This window comes from Streptomyces sp. FH025, from assembly GCF_017427025.1.
GTDB lineage: Bacteria > Actinomycetota > Actinomycetes > Streptomycetales > Streptomycetaceae > Kitasatospora.
Genome location: NZ_JAFLNG010000097.1, coordinates 1 through 16,439 on the forward strand (window position 1 = coordinate 1; position 16,439 = coordinate 16,439).

Annotated in this window: 14 protein-coding genes; 5 read left to right on the forward strand and 9 right to left on the reverse strand. The window is 73.0% G+C overall.

Annotated features, from left to right (window positions below):
* Together J0670_RS10170 and cobC are read left to right on the forward strand one after the other, a co-directional pair.
* Positions 1-803, forward strand: an 803-nt coding sequence (locus J0670_RS10170; RefSeq protein WP_207811146.1) for a cobalamin biosynthesis protein, incomplete at its 5' end; no start/stop codon positions are given.
* The gene (gene cobC / locus J0670_RS10175; protein ID WP_207811147.1) at positions 800-1,849 is read left to right on the forward strand and encodes an Rv2231c family pyridoxal phosphate-dependent protein CobC; all 1,050 of its coding nucleotides are present in this window, start codon (positions 800-802) and stop codon (positions 1,847-1,849) included. The genes J0670_RS10170 and cobC, both read left to right, overlap by 4 nt.
* A gap of 90 nt (positions 1,850-1,939) precedes the next feature.
* On the opposite strand, the gene J0670_RS10180 is transcribed toward cobC, so the two are convergent.
* The 7 genes from J0670_RS10180 to J0670_RS10210 all read right to left on the reverse strand — a co-directional run bounded on the left by J0670_RS10180 (position 1,940) and on the right by J0670_RS10210 (position 9,291).
* Positions 1,940-3,004 carry a cobalamin-independent methionine synthase II family protein gene (locus tag J0670_RS10180; protein ID WP_207811148.1) on the reverse strand — a complete coding sequence of 355 codons (1,065 nt, stop codon included), beginning with the start codon at positions 3,002-3,004 and terminating at the stop codon, positions 1,940-1,942.
* Between the two features lie 113 nt (positions 3,005-3,117).
* Positions 3,118-3,648: a hypothetical protein gene (locus J0670_RS10185; protein WP_207811149.1), complete on the reverse strand. Its 531-nt coding sequence runs from the start codon at positions 3,646-3,648 to the stop codon at positions 3,118-3,120.
* A 106-nt stretch (positions 3,649-3,754) separates the two neighbouring features.
* Entirely contained in the window at positions 3,755-4,852 is a 1,098-nt protein-coding gene (locus tag J0670_RS10190; protein ID WP_207811150.1) for an LLM class flavin-dependent oxidoreductase, read from the reverse strand.
* Positions 4,853-5,101: 249 nt separating this feature from the next.
* Positions 5,102-6,124 (reverse strand): glutamine synthetase, encoded by a 1,023-nt coding sequence (glnII, locus tag J0670_RS10195; protein ID WP_207811151.1) that lies wholly within the window; start codon positions 6,122-6,124, stop codon positions 5,102-5,104.
* Positions 6,125-6,284: 160 nt separating this feature from the next.
* Positions 6,285-7,244 carry an SCO1860 family LAETG-anchored protein gene (locus tag J0670_RS10200; protein WP_207811152.1) on the reverse strand — a complete coding sequence of 320 codons (960 nt, stop codon included), beginning with the start codon at positions 7,242-7,244 and terminating at the stop codon, positions 6,285-6,287.
* Between the two features lie 207 nt (positions 7,245-7,451).
* The gene (locus J0670_RS10205) at positions 7,452-8,129 is read right to left on the reverse strand and encodes a uracil-DNA glycosylase (RefSeq protein ID WP_207811153.1); all 678 of its coding nucleotides are present in this window, start codon (positions 8,127-8,129) and stop codon (positions 7,452-7,454) included.
* 70 nt (positions 8,130-8,199) lie between these two features.
* Positions 8,200-9,291: an amidohydrolase family protein gene (locus tag J0670_RS10210; RefSeq protein WP_207811154.1), complete on the reverse strand. Its 1,092-nt coding sequence runs from the start codon at positions 9,289-9,291 to the stop codon at positions 8,200-8,202.
* A 110-nt stretch (positions 9,292-9,401) separates the two neighbouring features.
* On the opposite strand from J0670_RS10210, the gene J0670_RS10215 reads away from it, so the two are divergent.
* Positions 9,402-10,487 (forward strand): aminotransferase class V-fold PLP-dependent enzyme, encoded by a 1,086-nt coding sequence (locus tag J0670_RS10215; protein WP_207811155.1) that lies wholly within the window; start codon positions 9,402-9,404, stop codon positions 10,485-10,487.
* Between the two features lie 50 nt (positions 10,488-10,537).
* Here J0670_RS10215 and J0670_RS10220 read toward each other — a convergent pair whose 3' ends face one another.
* The gene (locus tag J0670_RS10220; RefSeq protein WP_207811156.1) at positions 10,538-12,181 is read right to left on the reverse strand and encodes an APC family permease; all 1,644 of its coding nucleotides are present in this window, start codon (positions 12,179-12,181) and stop codon (positions 10,538-10,540) included.
* 331 nt (positions 12,182-12,512) lie between these two features.
* On the opposite strand from J0670_RS10220, the gene J0670_RS10225 reads away from it, so the two are divergent.
* Positions 12,513-14,087, forward strand: a complete 1,575-nt coding sequence (locus tag J0670_RS10225) for a phosphonate degradation HD-domain oxygenase (protein ID WP_207811157.1) — start codon at positions 12,513-12,515, stop codon at positions 14,085-14,087.
* 34 nt (positions 14,088-14,121) lie between these two features.
* Here the strand turns inward: J0670_RS10225 and J0670_RS10230 are convergent, their stop codons facing one another.
* On the reverse strand, positions 14,122-14,901 hold the full coding sequence (locus J0670_RS10230) for a GntR family transcriptional regulator (RefSeq protein ID WP_307806462.1): 780 nt from the start codon (positions 14,899-14,901) through the stop codon (positions 14,122-14,124).
* Positions 14,902-15,285: 384 nt separating this feature from the next.
* Between J0670_RS10230 and J0670_RS10235 the strand changes: the two genes are divergently transcribed.
* Positions 15,286-16,439, forward strand: a 1,154-nt coding sequence (locus J0670_RS10235) for an ABC transporter substrate-binding protein (RefSeq protein ID WP_207811158.1), incomplete at its 3' end; no start/stop codon positions are given.

Below are 16,439 nucleotides of genomic sequence, written 5' to 3' on the forward strand. Positions count from 1 at the left end.
CGGGCGACGGAGACCAACTGGTCTATCCGCGCACCCTGGTGGTCGGCATCGGCGCGGGCAGCGGCACCGAGCCGGCCGAGGCGATGCGGCTGCTGGCGGACACGCTGCGGGAGGCCGGGCTCACCCGCCCCGAGGTGGCCCGGCTGGCCACCGTCGCGGGCAAGGCGGACCACCCGGCGGTGCGCTGGGTGGCGCACTGCCTCGGCGGGGTGCCGGTGGACGAGCACCCGGCGCGGGAGCTGGCGGCCGTGCCGGTGCCGAACCCGTCCACCGCGGTCGGCACCGCCGTCGGCACCGCGAGCGTCGCCGAGGCGGCGGCACTCGCCAGCGCGCCCGGCGGTCAACTCGTGGTCGCCAAGCGGAAGTCGGCGACGGCGACGGTGGCGATCACCCGAGCGGCGCTGCATGGACGGCTCACGCTGATCGACCTCCCGCCGGACGTGCGGGACCACCCGGAGCCTGAGCTGCCGGCCGAACTGCACCGCGCCTCGGCGGTGGTGGGCACCCCGGAGGCGGTCGAGGCGGTGGCCGGGCCGCTCCGGCCGACGACGCGACTGGTCGCGGTGGCCGATGAACCCGGGCCGGACGGCGCCGGGACGGTGTCGGACGGGACCGGGGCGCGACTGGACCGCACCGGGGCCGCCGTACACCTGGCCGCCCACGGGCACGACGTCGCCCTGGTCACCCTCGGCGAGGGCGAAGGGCTCACCGTGCCGCCCGGCCCGTACGAGGTGCACCGCGTCGAGACCCACCGCGAGCCCGCACCACCAGCGCCACCAGCACGCAAGGAGACCCCCGCGTGACCGCCGCCCCCGAACCCGACCTGCGCCACCACGGCGACGCCGAGGTCCGCGCCGACGGGCTCGGTCTGGTCGACCTCGCCGTCAACGTCCGCACCGGTACGCCCCCGCAGTGGCTGCGCGAGCGCCTCGCCGCCACCCTCGGCGAGCTCGCCGCCTACCCCGACCAGAAAGCCGCCCGTGCCGCGGTGGCCGCCCGGCACGCCCGGCCGGTCGAGGAGGTGCTGCTCACCTCGGGGGCGGCGGAGGCCTTCGTCCTGCTCGCCCGCGTCCTGACCCCACATCACATCACTGTCGTGCACCCGCAGTTCACCGAGCCCGAGGCGGCTCTGCGGGACGCCGGGCACCGGGTGCACCGGGTGCTGCTCTCCCCCGAGGACGGGTTCCGGCTGGGCGCCGTCCCCGACGAGGCGGACCTGGTCGTCCTCGGCAACCCGACCAACCCGACCTCCGTCCTCCACCCCGCCGAGGCCGTCGCCGCGCTCGCCCGGCCCGGGCGCACCCTGGTGGTGGACGAGGCCTTCATGGACACCGTCCCGGGCGAGCGGGAGTCCCTCGCCGCGGTCCGCGACCTGCCCGGCCAGGTGGTCGTGCTGCGCAGCCTCACCAAGACCTGGGGCCTGGCCGGGCTCCGGATCGGCTACGTGCTCGGCCCCGCGCCGCTGATCGCCGCCCTCGGCGCCGCCCAGCCGCTCTGGCCGGTCTCCACCCCGGCGCTGGCCGCCGCCGAGGCCTGTAGCGGCCCGGCCGCGCTGGCCGAGGCGGAGCTGGCCGCCGCCGAACTCGCGCTGTGGCGCGAGCACTTGCTGAAGGGCCTGGCCGCCTTCCCCGCAGTGCGGGTGTACGGCGAACCGGCCGCCTCCTTCATTCTTGTCCGGCTGCCGGGCGCGGCGGCCGTACGGGAGCGGCTGCGCGAACACGGCTTCGCCGTACGGCGCGGGGACACCTTCCCGGGGCTGGGCGAGGAGTGGCTGCGCATCGCCGTCCGGGACGAGGCCACCACCGACCGTTTCCTCAACGCCCTGGAGAAGGTGCTCGGTTCGGCCTGACCGGCGTTCGCGGGATCGCCCCCTCCCGCCGGCCGGCCGAACACCGCGCAGCACCCTCAGAGCCCGAGCACCCTCAGAGCCCGAGCACCGTCAGAGCCCGAGCGCCTCCGCCGCCAGGGCGGTGCCCCGCACCCGGGCCGCGATCTTGGCGAAGGCGGTGTCGCGCGAGGTGGAGGTGTCGTCGGCGAACGGCGAGAATCCGCAGTCGTCGGTGGTGCCGAGCTGGTCGACCGGGATGTGCCGCGCCGCGGCCAGCACCCGGTCGCGCACCTCCTCCGCGCTCTCCACCCGGGGGTCGATCGGGTCGGTCACCCCGACGAACACCCGGATCCCGGGGCGCAGTTGATCCGCGATGACGGCGAGGACACGCTCGGGATCGGCCTCGCTCGCCAGCTGCACGTAGAAGTTGCCGACGTTGAGCCGGAAGAGCTTCGGCAGCAGCTCGGCGTAGTCGACGTCCAGGCTGTGGGTGGAGTCCTGGTCCCCGCCCGGGCAGGTGTGCACGCCGAGCCGGGCCCGCTCCTCCTCCGTGAACCGCTCCAGCACCCGGTTGTTGAGGGCCACGAACTCGTCCAGCACACCACCGGACGGGTCCAGCTTGAGCGCCAGCCGGCCCTCGGTGAAGTCGAGTTGGACGACGTGCGCGCCCGCGTCCAGGCAGCCGCGGATGTCGGCCTCGGCCTCGTTGGCCAGGTCCTCCAGGAACTCCTCGCGCGAGTACCCGGTGATGCCGTCGGCCGGGTAGAGCAGGCTCAGCGCCGAGGGTGCGATGACGGCCTGCTTGACGGGCAGCGAGGTGTGGCGACGGGCCTCGCTCAGGTAGCCCGCGGCACGGACCTGGTACCGGAAGGGCCCGGCGGTCAGGCGCGGCAGCTGCCGGGTGTGCCCGTCGGCGAAGGGGATCACCGCACCGTCCGCGGCGAGGGCGGCCAGCCCGGAGAGGGGGTACGTGGCGAAGCTCGGCTTGGCCTGCTCCCCGTCCACCAGGACGGGGCTCCCCAGCTCTTCCAGCTTGGCCAGGGTCTCGGCGGTGGCCTCGTCCTGCAACTTCTTCAGATCGGCGTCGGACAGCCGCCCTGCGGCGTGCTCGGCGAGGGCGTTCAGCAGGGTGGCCGGCCGCGGGATGCTGCCGATGGGCTCCGTGGAAATGGTCATGACGGGACGTTAGAAAGGATCGCGCCCCGAGCACAACGGCGTGCGCGGCGCACTCGCCAGCGCGTTCACGCCCCGCGCGCCCCACTCCTCCAGTTCACGCCCCCAAGACGGCCCTACTCCTCCGCCCACTCCCGCAGCGCTCCGAAGTGCAACTCCTCCAGTCCGGCCCGGGGGTCGACCCAGAGCGGCAGGGCCGGCGCCGGGTGATGGGCCTCGATCCACTCGATGTCCTGCGGCCCGAGTTCGTCGTCCACCCAGACGAAGGGGCGCCCGGCCGCCCAGGCCACCACGTCCCTGGTCTTCCAGTGCAGGCCGTCCGGGTCCTCGCCGAACAGGTTCGTCCAGGGGATGTACGGGAGCTCGGGCAGCCCGAGCCTCGGGCCGATGAAGGTGTTCGCCTCGTCCATCCAGGTGGTCGCCCACACCAGTTCGTACGGCAGCTCCAGCAGTCGCGGCCCGTGCGCGGGGTTCAGCCACACCCGCAGCGGCTTGACCCGCTCCCTCGGCAGCGGCGCGTTGCGGGCCACCCAGCTCTCGGGCAGCAGCCGGTGGGTCTCGTAGCCCTCCGGGCGGCGGGTCTTCGGTGCGGCGTAGGGATTGAGCGGTCCGTCCACGTCGAGCAGGAGCAGAGGCTGCTGGGTCATGCCCGGAATTGTCCGGCGGGCGACCGGGATTGACCAGTGGTTTATACGACCGCGACCACCGGGCCCAGGGCAGCGACCACCGGGCCCAGAGCAGCGGCCACCGGCCTCACGGCCGCGACCACAGCCCGCGCGCGGCCAGCAGCGGGAGCACCCCCTCCCCGAACCAGTACGCCTCCTCCAGGTGCGGCATCCCGCTCAGCACGAACTCGTCGATGCCCAGCTCGTGGTACTCGCAGACCAGGTCGGCGACCTCCCGGTGGCTGCCCACCAGCGCCGTCCCCGCCCCGCCGCGCAGCAGGCCGATGCCCGCCCACAGCCCCGGATGCACCTCCAGCCGGTCCGCCGAGCCGCCGTGCAGCGCGAGCATCCGCCGCTGCCCCTCCGACTCGCTCTCGGCGAGGGCCCGCTGGGTCGCCCGGACGCGCGCCGGATCCATCCCGGCGAGCAGTCGCTCGGTCTCCGCCCAGGCCTGCGCGGAGGTGTCCCGGGTGATCACGTGCAGCCGGATCCCGAACCGCACCGACCGGCCCCGGGCGGCGGCCAGTTCACGGATCCAGCGGATCTTCTCCCGCACCTGGGCGGGAGGTTCGCCCCAGGTCAGGTAGACGTCCGCGTACCGCGCCGCGACGTCCCCGGCGGCCGGGGAGGACCCGCCGAAGTACACCGTCGGCACCGGATCCGGCAGCCGGTTCAACTTCGCGCGCTCGACCCGCAGTTGGGGTCCGTGGTGGTCGACGGTCTCCCCCGCCCAGAGCCGCCGGGTGATGTCGAGGAACTCGCCGGTGCGCGCGTACCGGGCGTCCTTGTCCAGGAAGTCCCCGTACGCCCGCTGCTCGGCCGACTCCCCGCCGGTCACCACGTTCAGCAACAGCCGCCCGCCGGACTGCCGTTGGTAGGTCGCCGCCATCTGCGCCGCCAGTGTCGGGCTGATCTGCCCGGGCCGGAACGCCACCAGGTACTTCAGCCGCTCGGTCACCTGGGTCAGCATCGCCGTGGTCAGCCAGGCGTCCTCGCACCACGCCCCGGTCGGCGTCAGGACCCCTTCGAAGCCCAACTGCTCGGCGCTGCGGGCGATCTGCCCCAGGTACGCCACACTCGGCGGCCGGTCCGTCCCCGCCGCGCCGGGCGTGGACCCGTGCCCGCCCCCGACGATCTGCCGGCTGTCGCCGTTGGTGGGGAGGAACCAGTGAAACGTGAGAGCCATGAACGGACACACTCCTGCGGCCGGTACTGCCTGCGGTCGATCGGGAACGGACTCACCGACAACGACGACAGCCGGCCGCCCACACCCGCGCCAGATCCACGTGCAACCTGCGCACGAGCGAAGGGCGTTCCGGAGCGGTCATGCGCCCGATTATGCACCACGGTCACGCACCACGGAACGCCCGCAGGCCCTCCCCCGGGAGGGGAAGGGCCTGCGGGCGTTCGCCGTCCGTGCACCCGGGACGGTGGATCAGACCTGGCCGGCCTTCTCCAGGGCCTCACAGCAGGTGTTGATCAGGAGGCGGGTGACGACGTAGGGGTCGACGTTGGCGTTCGGGCGGCGGTCCTCGATGTAGCCCTTCTGCTCCACCTCGACCTGCCACGGGATGCGGACCGAGGCGCCGCGGTCGGAGACGCCGTAGCTGTAGACGTTCCAGGGGGCGGTCTCGTGCTTGCCGGTCAGGCGGGACTGGATGTCGTCACCGTACTGGTTGACGTGCTCCAGGACCTTCTCCTGGGAGGCGCCGAGCGACTCGCAGGCGGTGATGATGGCGTCGTAGCCCTCGCGCATCGCCTTGGTGGAGAAGTTGGTGTGCGCACCCGCGCCGTTCCAGTCGCCACGGGCCGGCTTGGCGTCCAGGGTGGCGTCGATGCCGAACTCCTCGGCGGTGCGGTAGAGCAGGTAGCGGGCGATCCACATGTCGTCCGAGACGGTCAGCGCGTCGACCGGGCCGATCTGGAACTCCCACTGGCCGGGCATGACCTCGGCGTTGATGCCGCAGATGGCCAGGCCGGCGTCGATGCAGCGGTCCAGGTGCAGCTCGACGATCTCGCGGCCGAAGACCTCCTCGGCGCCGACGCCGCAGTAGTAGCCGCCCTGCGGGGCCGGGTAGCCACCCTCCGGGAAGCCGAGCGGGCGGGAGCCCTTGAAGAAGGTGTACTCCTGCTCGATGCCGAAGATCGACTCCTGCGCGGCGTACTTCTCGGCGACCTCGCGCAGCAGGGCGCGGGTGTTGGACTCGTGCGCGGTGCCGTTCGTCTCCAGGACCTCGCAGAGGACGAGGATGTTGTCGCCGCCGCGGATCGGGTCCGGCACGACCTTCACCGGGTCCAGCACTCGGTCCGAGGCGTGGCCCTCGGCCTGGTTGGTCGAGGAACCGTCGAAGCCCCAGGTCGGGATCTTGTCGGCGTTGGGCAGGACGCGAGTCTTGGAACGGAGCTTCGCGGTCGGCTTGGTGCCGTCGATCCAGATGTACTCGGCCTTGATTGCCACGGCGTGTCCCTCGCATTGCTGGGTGGTGGGTGCCCGCGTAGCGTTGCAAGCCGCCGTTTCCCGGTTGTTCCTCTCATGTAACGCCCATGTGAACCAACCGTCCGCATTGGCACGGTCACGGTGCGGGAGTGCCGGGCGTGGCACTCCCGCACCACAGCCGCTATCGACGGGCGTGCGCGGCCCGGCGGCGCCGGGTGGCCCACAGTGCGGCCGCCCCGCCCGCGACCAGGGCGGCGGACCCGGCGGCGAGCGGGCCGGTGGCGCTGCTGCCGCCGGTGGTGGCGAGCCTCTCGGGCTTCTCCGTCGCGGCCTGCGGGACGGCGGCCCGCGAGGTGGTGGTGTCGGCCACCGGCTGGGCGGCGGGCGCGGCGCTCGGGGCAGAAGGGGCAGAAGGGGCAGAAGAAGCGGAGGGAGCGGACGGCACGGAGGAGGCGGAGGGCAGGACCGGCTTCTCGCAGCTCACCGAGGCGACGGTGACCTTCCCGGTGACCTTGGCGACGTTCAGGTTGGCCGGGTTCACCTCCACCTGCACCTCCAGCGCCGAGGCGGCGGCGGTGGTCGTGGTGGTGGTCTTCTTCGAGAACTCCACCGACACGCTGCCGACCAGCGGCACGTCCACCTTGGTCGGGCCGTACAGCCCGACGGTGACCGGCTTGCCCAGCACGGTGAGCTTGACCGGCGCGACCACGTTCGCGGTCGGCTGCCCGTCCACCGGGCAGGTCACCTCGGCGCTCATCGCCTCCAGGCCGAGCAGCGCGGTGGCGGGCAGGCCGGGGGCGTGCACGTCGGCGTTGGCCAGCTTGACGGAGGCGGCGGTGCCCTTGGCGTCGGCGTGGGTGACGGACCGGCCGACGTCGGCCTTGACCAGGGTGACGGGGCCCTGCTGGTCGACGCCGGCCACCGTGGCGGTCAGCACCGAGCCGTCCATCTGCCGGGGCGTCTCCACCTTGTTGAGCGCGATGTTCACCGGGACGTCCACCGCGTTGTTCAACAGGCGTACGTCCAGGTTGAGTTCGGCGGTGACGGCGCGCGCCTTGCCGGGCGAGGACGGCACCGGCGACGGCGAAGACGACGACGGGGCGGCCTGGACGGGCGCGGCCGTGAGCACGGTGCTCGCCACCACGGCAGCGGCCGCGGAAACGATTCGGCGAGAGCCAGAACGGCCGGAACGGAAACGGGAACGACGAGAACGAGAAGACATGGCGGTACCCCCACACAGATGAACCGATGAGCCGCCAGTCTTCTCAAACGCTCCGTCATATGAGCAGCAAAGAACGTCATTTCACTCGTTGGAGTGAGATTGGCGTTCTGCGCTGACCCAACTCTGCTACGGCAGCCGCCAGTCCACCGGCTGCGCCCCCTGCCGCACCAGCAGCTCGTTCGCCCGGCTGAACGGCCGCGAGCCGAAGAAGCCCCCGTTCGCCGAGTACGGGCTAGGGTGCGCCGACTCGATCGCCGGGATCTCCCCGAGCAGCGGCCGCAGGTTGCGGGCGTCACGCCCCCACAGGATCGCCACCAGCGGCCCGCCGCGCGCCGCCAGCGCCCGGATCGCCTGCTCGGTGACCTCCTCCCAGCCCTTGCCCCGGTGCGCGGCCGGCTTGCGCGGCGCGGTGGTCAGCGCCCGGTTGAGCAGCAGCACCCCCTGGCTGGTCCACGGGGTGAGGTCCCCGTTGGACGGCTGCGGCAGCCCGAGGTCGTTGCCGTACTCCTGGAAGATGTTGATCAGGCTCGCCGGGATCGGCCGCACCTCCGGCCCCACCGAGAAGCTGAGCCCGACGGCGTGGCCGGGGGTCGGGTACGGGTCCTGCCCGACGATCAGCACCCGCACGTCGGCGAAGGGCTGCTGGAAGGCCCGCAGCACGTTCGGGCCGGAGGGCAGGTAGGTGCGGCCGGCGGCCAGTTCGGCGCGCAGGAAGTCGCCCATCGCGGCGACCCGCCCGGAGACGGGTTCCAGGGCGGTGGCCCAACCGGGCTCGACGATCTCGTTCAGTGGACGCGGTGCCATGGTCGCCACCCTATCGGCCTACACCGACAGCGTGTTCAGCAGATGATCATGCATCCGACCAGCGGGCCGATCACCCCACGGGCCGCCCCCGCAGCACCACCAGCCGGGGGTCCGCGAGCACCCGGACGTCCGCCCGCGGGTCCTGCTCGTACACCACGAAGTCGGCCGACGCGCCCTCCTCCAGCCCGGGCCGCCCCAGCCACTCGCGCGCGCCCCAACTCGCCGCCGACAGCGCCTCGGCCGGGCTCAGCCCCGCCTTCACCAGCTCCGCCACCTCGTCCGCGACCAGCCCGTGCGCGAGCGAGCCGCCCGCGTCGGTGCCGACGAACACCGGGATGCCCGCGTCGTGCGCGGCGCCGACGGTGTCGTACCGGCGCTCGTGCAGCCGCCGCATGTGCGCCGCCCAGGCCGGGAACTTGGCCTCGCCGCCGGACGCCAGCTCCGGGAAGGTCGCGATGTTGACCAGCGTCGGCACGATCGCGACCCCGCGCTCGGCGAAGGCCGGGATCAACTCCTCGGTGAGCCCGGTGGCGTGCTCGACGCAGTCGATCCCGGCCGCCAGCAGGTCCGGCAGCGACTCGGCCGCGAAGCAGTGCGCGGTGACCCGCGCCCCCTCCTCGTGCGCCGCCGCGATCGCCTCGGCCAGCGCGTCACCGGGCCAGCAGGCGGCCAGGTCGCCGCGCTCGCGGTCGATCCAGTCGCCGACCAGCTTCACCCAGCCGTCCCCGCGCCGGGCCTCGGCCCGGACGTAGGCGGCGAGGTCGCCGGGCTCGATCTCGTGCGCGTAGTTGCGGATGTAGCGGCGGGTGCGGGCGATGTGCCGGCCGGCCCGGATGATCCGGGGCAGGTCCTCGCGCTCGTCGATCCAGCGGGTGTCGGCGGCCGAGCCGGCGTCGCGAATCAGCAGGGTGCCGGCGTCACGGTCGGTGAGCGCCTGCTTCTCGCTGGTCTGCTCGTCCACCGCGCCGTGCGCGTCCAGGCCGACGTGGCAGTGCGCGTCCACCAGGCCGGGCAGCACCCAGCCGGTCACCGTCCGGACGTCCCCAGCGGTCGGGGGGCGGGTGAAGCTCACCCGGCCGTCCACCACCCAGAGTTCGTCCCGGACGTCCTCCGGACCGACCAGCACCCGACCCCGGACGTGCAGCACCGCGCCATCACTCATGTCCGCACTCTACCGACGGGCGGGTTCCCTGTAAGCAGCGAGAATGCGGCAGACTCGTTGCGGAATCCACCACATCCACCACGCCCCCGCGCGAAAGGCCCTCCAGAACCGTGAGTCCGTTCCTCGACCTCCCCCCGCTCAGCGCCGCCGAGTTCGCTGCCATCGAGGACCAGGTGGCCGCGCTGCTGCACACCGAGGCCGACGTCATCGTCACCCAGGGCGAGGCGCTGCTCCCGCTGGAGGCCGCGATCCGCGGCGCCGCGCACCCGGGCTCCACCGCGCTCAACATCGTCACCGGCCCGTACGGGCAGACCTTCGGCAACTGGCTGCGCTCCTGCGGGGCGACCGTCGTCGACCTCGCCGTGCCCTTCGACAGCGCGGTGAGCGCCGCGCAGGTGGCCGAGGCCCTGGCCGCCAACCCGGCCGTGGACTTCGTCTCCCTGGTGCACGCCGAGGCCGCCACCGGCAACACCAACCCGGTCGCCGAGATCGCCGCCGTGGTGCGCGAGCACGGCGCCCTGCTGATGCTCGACGCGGTCGCCTCGGTCGCCGCCGAGCCGCTGCTCACCGACGAGTGGGGCATCGACCTGTGCGTGATCGGCGGCCAGAAGGCCATGGGCGGCCCGGCCGGGGTCTCCGCCGTGTCCGTCTCCGAGCGCGCCTGGGAGCGGATCGCCGCCAACCCGGCCGCCCCGCGCCGCTCCTACCTGTCGCTGCTCGACTGGAAGGAGCGCTGGACGGACGCCGGCCGCGCCGTACTGCCGCACGCCCCGGCCCAGTTGGAGATGCTGGCGCTCGGCGCCTGCCTGGACCGGATCGCCGGCGACGGCCTGCCCGCCGTGATCGCCCGCCACCGCGCCGCCTCCGCCGCCACCCGGGCCGGCGTGCGCGCCCTCGGCACGCTCACCCCGTACGTCCACGAGGACGCGCACGCGGCCCCGGTCGCCACCACCCTGCGCACCCCGGCCGGCCTGCACGCCGCCGAGCTCGCCGCCACCCTCGACCGGGCGCTGCCCGTCCAGGCCGGCGGCGGGGCCCTCGCCGCCGAGATGCTGCGGGTCAACCACTACGGCCGGGCGGCCTCGCTGGAGACCGTCACCGCCGTCCTCACCGCCCTGGCGACGGCCACGAACGCCGACGCCGCCCCCGCCCTGGCCGCCGCCGAGGCGGCCTGGAACGCCACCCTCCTGGGCTGAGCCGCAGCGGGAGCGGCCCCCCGGAAGGGACCGCTCCCGCTCGCTGGGCCTCAGTGCCCGTTGAGGTCCACCACCTCGACGCCCCGGATGTTGCGCTCGATCTCCTCCGCCGGCAGCGCGATCGCCAGCGCCCAGTAGTAGACGACCAGCGCGAACGCCACCACCACGGCGACGTCCCACCACAGCGGCAGGTTCCCCTTGGCCCCGGCCCCGAAGCCGCCCTGCCAGGAGATCAGCCCCATCCCGACCAGGTAGACCGGCAGCCACTGCCCCGCCCGGAAGTCCATCCGCGGCGCGTTCGGCACCCCCTTCGAGACGGCGTACGCGCGGTACCCGCCGAGCAGCACGTACCCGATCAGGATCGCCAGGCCCAGCCGCCACAGGGTGTCCCAGCCCGACCAGTAGATGACCAGGCTCGCCACCACGAAGGCCAGCGGCGAGACCACCGCGCCGCCGGGCAGGTGGTACGAGCGCTCCATCCCCGGCAGCCGCTTGCGCAGCACCCCGAAGGCCAGCGGCGCGCCCGCGTACATCAGCACGACCGCCGAGGTGATGAACCCGACCAGCCGCTGCCAGCTCGGGAACGGCAGGAAGCAGAGCACCCCGGCGATCCAGGCGATGAGCAGGCCGAGCCAGGGCACCGCGCGCCGGTCGGTGGACTGGAGAACCTGCGGCGCGTAGCCGTTGCGGCTCAGACCGTACGTGACCCGGGAGCTGGAGGTGATGTAGACCAGCCCGGTGCCGGCCGGCGAGATCACCGAGTCGATGAACAGGACGGTCGCCAGCCAGCCCAGGCCGATCAGTGTCGCGAGGCCCGCGAACGGGCCGCTGATGCCGGGGTAGGTGAGCCCGCTCCAGCCGTTCGCGAGGGTCTGCGGCGGCAGGGCGCCGATGAACACCACCTGGAGCATCAGGTAGACGACCGTGCCGATCACCACCGAGCCGAGCACCGCCCGGGGGATGTCCCGGCGGGGGTTGCGGCTCTCCCCCGCCCACTGGATGGCCTGCTCGAACCCGAGCAGCGCGAAGATCACCCCGCTGCTGCTGATCGCCGCCAGCACGCCCTTGGCGCCGTCCGGCGCGAAGCCGTGGACGGTGAAGTTGGAGCCGTGGAACTGGGCGATCCCGAGGACGAAGATGGTCAGCACCGGAATGGCGACCTTCCACACGGTGGCCGCGCTGTTGGTGTGCGCGAGCAGCCGGACGCCGAGGAAGTTGACCGCGACGAACACGCCGAGCAGCGCGGCCGCGACGGCGATGCCCGCCCCGGTCAGCGTCAGGTCGTCGTTGAGCAGGCCGCGCGCCCAGGACCAGTGCCGGGCGTAGTTGATCATCGCCTGCACCTCGATCGGGGCGATGGTCGCGGCCTGGAGCCAGGTGAACCAGCCGAAGGACATCCCGGCGAACCCGCCGAAGGCGTAGTGCGGATAGCGCGCGGTGCCGCCCGCCACCGGGAACAGCCCGCCCAACTCGGCGTGCACCAGCGCCAGCAGGATGATCGCCACCGCGCCGATCCCCCAGGACAGCAGCGCCGCCGGGCCCGCCGCCACCGCCGCCTTCTGCGCCCCGAACAGCCAGCCGGAGCCGATGATCGCGCCGACCGAGGCCCAGAGCAGCCCGATGACGCCGACCTCCCGCCGCAGCCCGGTGTGTCCCGAGCCGGGCGAGGTCGTCTGGGGACTGGAACGGGCCATGGCACAGCCGCCTCTCGCCTCGGGGGAATCCCCCGACAGTGCCGCAGGCCCCACCCGTGCCCGCGCCGAAACGCGCTGCGCCCGGCCGCCCTCACCCGAACAGCCGGGCTCGGCCCGTCAGGACGGCACCTCGGCGAGGTGGCGGAAGTCGCGGGCGTGCCGGGCGGCGGTGTCCACAGGAGTGTCGCCGTCCTCGGCTCTCGCCTCCCGGCACAGTTCCCGTGGCGTTCACCTGCCGGGCACGTGGAACTCACCGGGGGCAGGCAGGCTCCCGCCAGGAGGTGAAGTTGTATAGCCAACTTCACCGGGATGGAGTCGAGGAGGCCCCACCATGACCGAGCTGCCGCCGTACTGGCTGCGCGACAACTGCCCGTGCGCCGAGTGCCGGGATCCCCGCAACGGGCAGAAGCTCTTCCAGATCGACGAGCTGCCGGACGACCTGGCGATCGCCACGAGCACGGAGACCGACGGCCACCTGGACGTCCTCTGGTCGGACGGCCACCGCTCCCGCTACCCGCTCGCCTGGCTGCACGCGGAGGACGAGGGCGACGGGCGCACCGAGCAGGGCAAGCGGCTCTGGGCGGCGGCGGACTTCGCCGGCGGGATCCCGGAGGCGGAGTGGGCGGCGTACCTCACCGACCCGGCCGAGCGGGCGGCGGTCCTGGCCGCCGTCCGCCGCAGCGGCTTCGCCGTGCTGCGCGGGGTGCCGACCGTGGAGCGGCAGGTGCTGCGGGTGGCCGAGAGCTTCGGGTACGTGCGGGTCACCAACTACGGCGAGCTGTTCGACGTCCGGGTCGAGCCGGACCCGAACAACCTGGCCTTCACCAGCGTCGCCATCGCCCCGCACACCGACAACCCGTACCGCGACCCGGTGCCGACCCTCCAGCTGCTGCACTGCCTGGAGAACTCGGCGACCGGCGGCGACTCCGGCCTGGTGGACGGCTTCAAGGCCGCCGCGCTCCTGCGCGAGGAGGCCCCGGAGGACTTCGCGACGCTCACCCGCACGCCCGTCCCCTTCGTCTTCCGCGACCGCCGCACCGAACTGCGCGCCGACCGCCCGCTGATCGACGTGGACGCGCTCGGCCGGATCCGCGAGGTCCGGTTCAACAACCGCTCGATCGGCACCCTGCGCGGGAACAACCTCGGCACCTTCTACACCGCCTACCGCCGCTTCGCCGCGATCACCCTGCGCCCGGAGCTCCGGCTCACCTTCCGGCTGGCCCCCGGCGACTGCCTGGTCTTCGACAACACCCGTCTGCTGCACGCCCGTACGGCCTTCCGGCAGGACGGCCACCGGCACCTCCAGGGCTGCTACGCCGACCTGGACTCGCTGTCGTCCACCCTCGCCGTGCTGCACCGCCGCACCGCCGCACTGGACGAGCTCGCCGCACTGTTCGCGGGCGAGGGCGCCGGGGAGTACCTGGGCGAGGAGGTGACCATGGCCGAGCACATGCTCCAGGCCGCGGCCGCCGCCGAGGCGGCCGGAGCACCCGAGCACCTGGTCGCCGCCGCACTGCTGCACGACATCGGACACTTCCGGGGATCCTTGCACGGAAGGGATCTGATGCAGGGTCAGGACAACCGCCACAGCCACACCGGCGCCGACTGGCTGGCCCGCTGGTTCGGCCCCGAGGTCACCGAACCGGTCCGGCTGCACGTGGCCGCGAAGCGCTACCTGTGCGCGGTCGAGCCCGGCTACCGCGCGCGGCTGTCCGAGGCCTCGGAGTACACCCTGAACGTCCAGGGCGGCCCGATGGACGAGCCCGAGGCCGCCGCCTTCGCCCTGCTCCCGGGCGCCGAGGACGCGGTGGCCGTACGGCGCTGGGACGAGCAGGCCAAGGTGGCCGGCGCGCCGACGCCGGACTTCGAGCACTACCGCCCGCTGCTCGCCGCCCTCATGCGCTAACGGAGACGCCAACAGCGGACAGCCGCCCGGGAGTTCAGTCCAGCTCCCGGGCGTGCCGCGAAAGCGCCGACGTGGCCAGCGAGTTGTGCACGCTGAAGGCCACCGTCCCGGGCAGGTAGCGGTCCTGGGACCACTCCACCGGCGTGCCGGTCGGGTCGGTGGTGCGCCGCCGCTCGCGCAGCAGCGGGCCGCCCCGGCGGCAGCCGAGCAGCCGGGCGTCCTCCGCGTTGGCCGCGACGATGTCGATGGTGTGGTCGGCGTCGGTGAACAGGATGCCGTGCTCGCGCAGCACCTCGGTGTGCGAGACGACGTCCGGCGGCAGTTCGGCGACGATCTCGCCGACCCGCGGCGGGTAGACGGTGCGCTCGACCATCACCGGGGTGCCGGACAGCGTCCGCAGCCGGACCGTCACGTACACCTCGGCACCGGGCTCCAGCCGCAGCTGCTCGCGCTCGGCGGTGTCGGCCGGGCGGCGCACCAGCGAGTCCAGGATGCCGCCGGGCTCCTCGCCCATCGAGTACGCCCAGTGCGTGAAGCTGAGCAGTTCGGAGAAGCTCTGCACCCGGGCGCCGCCGAGCACGACCCGCCGGGTGCCGCGGCGGGAGGTGACCAGCCCGTCCGAGCGCAGCACGGCGAGCGCCTGGCGGACGGTGCCCCGGGAGACCCCGTACTGTTCGGCCAGCGCGCCCTCGGCGGGCAGCCGACCCGCCTCGCCGTAGGCGCCGGTGGTGATGGCCTCGCGCAGATCGGCGGCCACCTTGCGGTACAGCGCACCGGTGCGTTCGGTCACGGGGCGCTCGGGCTCAAGTGCCACGTCAGTCAATGTCCCTCCTGGGGCGGTGTCCTGCGCAGCCGTACCGGCGCGGACAGCCCGACCTTATCCCGCTGCGCCTTCCGAGCATCGCACCGAACGGATCACGCTCAACTGGCCGGATTCCACCGTTCCCGCAGCCGACCCCGGTTCTGGGCCGTCCGTTCACCTTCCCGTCACCGGATTCCGGGTTACTTACCTCCGTCAGCGAAGTTGGCTAGTCAACTCGGACGGTTCCGAACGGATGCCGGACGACGGCCGGACGAACCCCCGCCGGACTCCGGACGGATCCGCAGGGCGGCCACTCGCACGATCGTTCCCCCGATCAGACACCACAACTCCCGTGCAGCACCCCCTTCGCAGTACACCCGATCAGGAGACTGACCCGTGTCCGTGCACCGCGCCCGCTCCGCCGCCTTCGCGGCCGTCCTCACCGCCGCCGCGCTGTCCCTCACCGCCTGCGGCTCCGCGGGCTCCTCCTCCGCGAAGTCCGGCAGCGGCGACGCCGCGGGCGGCAAGAACGCCAAGACCGCCACCTCGGTCGCCGACTTCGGCGGCATGGACGGCCTGGTCGCCGCCGCCAAGAAGGAGGGCAAGCTGCACGTCATCACCCTGCCCCGGACCTGGGCGAACTACGGCAAGCTGATGGACGACTTCAAGGCGAAGTACGGCATCGAGATCGAGGACGAGAACCCGGACGGCACCAGCCAGGACGAGATCAACGCGGTCACCTCCCGCAAGGGCCAGGACCGCGCCCCCGACGTCCTCGACCTCGGCTCCGCCTTCGCGCTCAGCGCCGCCAAGCAGGGCCTGCTGGCCCCGTACAAGGTGACCGACTTCGACAAGATCCCGGCCACCATGAAGGACGCCGATGGCCGCCACTACAACGACTACGGCGGCTACATGGCGATCGGCTGCGACGCCAAGAAGGTGTCCGTCTGCCCGAAGACCTTCGCCGACCTGCTGAAGCCCGAGTACAAGGGCATGGTCGCCCTGAACGGCAACCCGACCAAGGCCGGTGCCGCCTTCGGCGCCGTCTACGCGGCCGCGCTCGCCAACGGCGGCTCGCTGGACAACATCCAGCCCGGCATCGACTTCTTCGCCAAGGTCAAGCAGGCCGGCAACTTCAACCCGGTCGAGGTCACCCCGGCGACCATCGAGAAGGGCGAGACCCCGATCAGCATCGACTGGTCGTACCTGAACGCCGGCTACGCCGACAAGTTCAAGGACAAGGGCATCGACTGGCAGGTGGCCATCCCCTCGGACGGCTCCTACGCCCAGTACTACAACCAGGCCATCAACAAGGACGCCCCGCACCCGGCCGCCGCGCGCCTGTGGCAGGAGTACCTCTACAGCGCCGAGGGCCAGAACGGCTTCCTGGGCGGCTACGCCACCCCGGCCCTGTTCGACGCCATGAAGACCGCCGGCACCCTGGACACGGCCGCCGCCGCCAAGCTGCCCACCGTCGAGAAGCCCTTCACCACCTTCCCGACCCAGGACCAGACGGACGCGGCCAAGAAGACCGTGACCGAGAACTGGGC